Source organism: Herpetosiphonaceae bacterium (assembly GCA_036374795.1).
Lineage (GTDB): Bacteria > Chloroflexota > Chloroflexia > Chloroflexales > Kallotenuaceae > LB3-1.
On record DASUTC010000012.1, the window covers coordinates 1 to 3,570 of the forward strand.

At 68.9% G+C, this 3,570-nt stretch carries 1 protein-coding gene; it reads left to right on the forward strand.

The window, feature by feature from the left end; all coding sequences use genetic code 11:
* The coding region (locus VFZ66_00605; GenBank protein HEX6287652.1) for an amino acid adenylation domain-containing protein at positions 1 to 3,570 on the forward strand (3,570 nt) is incomplete at both ends.

Below are 3,570 nucleotides of genomic sequence, written 5' to 3' on the forward strand. Positions count from 1 at the left end.
GCTGCTGCGCCTGGCCGCAGCTGAGTATATCCTGCTGCTGACGCTGCACCACAGCATCGCCGATGGCTGGTCGGTGGGCGTGCTCAGCCGCGAAGTCGCGGCGGCCTACGCGGCGGTGCGTGCGGGACACCTTCCCGATCAGACACCGCTGCCGGTGCAGTACGCCGACTACGCGCGCTGGCAGCGCCAGTGGCTCGCCGGGCCTGCGGGCGCGCGCCTCCGCCGCTACTGGCAGCGTCAGCTCGATCAGGCCCCCATGATCCTCGATCTGCCCACCGATCGGCCACGTCCGAGCGTCCAGACCTTCGACGGAGCAAGCGTCGCGCGGACGCTGCCGGTCGATCTGACGGCGGCGGTCGAGCGGCTGAGCCAGCAGACGGGTGTTACCGTCTTTATGACGCTGCTGGCGGCCTTCGCCACGGTGCTCAGCCGCGCCAGCCGCCAGGATGATCTGCTGATCGGCGCGCCGAGCGCCAACCGCACTCATGCTGCTACCCAGGAGTTGATCGGCTGCTTCGTCAACACGCTGGCGCTGCGGGTGCAGCTTGCGGGCGATCCGCGCTTTCGCGAGCTGCTCCAGCGCGTGCGCGCGACGTGCCTCGGCGCCTACGCCCATCAAGATCTGCCCTTCGAGCATCTGGTCGAAGCGCTGCACCCGGAGCGCGATCCGAGCCGTAACCCGCTGGTGCAGGTCATGCTCAACATGCATAACTTCGAGCAGGCTGGCCTGAAGCTACCCGGCATCACCAGCGAGATCGAGACGCTGCCTGAGCCGGATGCCAAGTTCGATCTGTCGCTCTACGCCAAGGAGTCGTCGGGCGTGCTGCGGCTGGAGCTGGTCTATAACCGCGATCTTTTCGAGCATGGCACGGTCGAGGCGCTGCTCGATCAGATCGGCTGCCTGCTTGCGCAGGCGGTGGCACAGCCCGAAGCGCGGATCGGCAGCCTGTCGCTCGTCACGCCGTCGATGGCAGCGCTGCTGCCCGATCCGTCGCAGCCGCTATGCGCCGACTGGTACGGCGCGGTCCACGAATGGTTTGCCCGCCAGGCGGAGCAGACGCCGGAGCGGATCGCGCTCCAAGATCGCCGGGATGTGTGGTCGTATGCGGCGCTGCACAGCGCGAGCAACCGGCTGGCCCATTGCCTGCGCGAGCAAGGCGTCGGCGAGCAAGCGAGCGTGGCGATCTATGGACAGCGCAGCGCGGCGCTGGTCTGGGCGATGCTGGCAGTGCTCAAGGCAGGCGCGGCCTTCACGATCCTCGACCCAGGCTATCCCGCCGCGCGGCTGATCGCAACGCTGCGGGCTGCCGCACCCCGCGCCGTGCTTCAGCTTGAGGCGGCGGGCGACATCCCCGATGAGCTGGCGGCGTTCCTCTCGGAGCAGCCGGAGATCGCGCGGCTGGTGGTGCCTGCTCAGGCCGACCGCGACCATGCGTTTGGCGCGTACGCCGACACGATGCCTGCGCTCTCGGTCGCGCCCGACGATCGCGCCTATATCGCGTTCACGTCTGGATCGACGGGCATGCCGAAGGGCATTGTCGGCAGCCACCGCCCGCTGACCCACTTTCTGCGCTGGTACGCCGACACGTTCCGGCTCAGCGCCGACGATCGCTTCAGTATGCTGTCGGGGCTGGCCCATGATCCGCTGCTGCGCGACATCTTCACGCCGCTCTGCCTGGGCGCGACCCTCTGCATTCCCGATCCCGACGATCTCCACGCTCCATCGCGGCTGCTGCGCTGGCTCCACGACGAGGCAATCACCGTGACGCACATCACGCCCGCGCTGGCGCAGATGCTCTCCGACGAGTTCGAGACGTGTGCCGATCCCCTCGATCTGCCCGCGCAGCGACTCCTGTGCTTCGGCGGCGATACGCTGACGATGCGTGATCTTGCCCGCGCGCAGCGCTGGGCAGGCAATGCTACCTACGTCAACTTCTACGGCGCGACCGAAACGCCGCAAGCGATGGGCTGCTTCATCGTCCCGCCTGAGCGGCTCGCAGCCGATCCCCAGGCCGCGCGCGTTCCCGTGGGCTGCGGCATCGACGGCGTGCAATTGCTGGTCCTCAACGCCGCCGGACAGGTCGCGGGCGTCGGCGAGATCGGCGAGATCTGGGTGCGCACGCCCTATCTGGCGCTGGGCTACCTCGACGACGCGGATCTCACCCGGCAGCGCTTCGCGGTCAACCCGTGGACCGGCGCGGACGACGATCGGCTCTACCGCACGGGAGATCTGGGGCGCTACCTCGCCGACGGCACGCTTCAATGCCTGGGCCGCGTCGATCAGCAGATCAAGATTCGCGGCTTTCGGGTCGAGCCGGGCGAGATCGAGGCTGTGCTGGCGCAGCATCCCGCCGTCCAGGCTGCTGCCGTGCAGCCGTGGGAGGATCAGCCGCCCGCAGGTGGGCACCCGGAGAAGCGGCTGGTTGCGTACGTGGTAGAACAACAGAACAAAGGAACAAAGGAACAAAGGGGCGAGGAGCAACGATCCCCCTCTCCTACCGGAGGGCCCTCCGGGCATGGAGAGGGCGGGTGCCATGCCGGGTGCCATGCCCGGAGGGCACCCGGCATGGCACCCGGCCTGGGTGCGGGCCTGACCTCCGACCTTCGCACCTACCTCAAAGATCGATTACCTGACTACATGGTGCCGAGCGCGTTCGTCTTTCTGGATGCGCTGCCGCTGACGCCCAACGGCAAGCTCGATCGCAAGGCGCTGCCCGCACCCGCCGCATTGGAGGACGAGGCGACTGATAGCGACATGCCGCGCACACCAACCGAGGAGTTGGTCGCGGGAGTGTGGCGCGACGTGCTGGGGCTTGGACGGATCGGCAGGCAGCAGAATTTTTTTGCGCTGGGCGGTCACTCGCTGCTCGCCACGCAGGTACTTTCGCGCATCCGCACGCTGTTCCAGATCGAATTACCGCTGCGCGCGCTGTTCGAGCGACCAACCGTGGCCGGGCTGTCGGAGGCGCTCGACCGGGCGCGACGAGATGCGACCGTCGAGCGTTTGCCTGAGCTGCTGCCAGCGGATCGGGCACTCTACCGTGCGGCGGAGAGCGGGCCGGACGCCGAGGTTTTGCTCTACCCGCTCTCGTACGCGCAGCAGCAGATGTGGCTGCTGGATCAGCTCGAACCCGACACGGCGGCCTACACCATCCCGCTGGCCGTGCGCCTGCGCGGTCCCCTCGATGAGGCCGCGCTCCGCGCCGCCTTCCAGCACCTCGTCGCCCGCCAGGCCGCGCTGCGCACCACCTTCGTCCTCGTCCACGGCCAGCCCCACCAGCGCATCGCCCCCGCCCGCGATCTGCCGCTGCCGGTCCACGATCTCACCCGGCTGGCCCCGTCCGCCCAGGCCGAGGCCGTCGCCCACCACACCGCCCAGGTCGTGCGCCAGCCCTTCGATCTCGCGCGCGGCCCCCTGCTGCGGCTCGCGCTGCTGCGCCTGGCCGCAGCTGAGTATATCCTGCTGCTGACGCTGCACCACAGCATCGCCGATGGCTGGTCGGTGGGCGTGCTCAGCCGCGAAGTCGCGGCGGCCTACGCGGCGGTGCGTGCGGGACACCTTCCCGATCA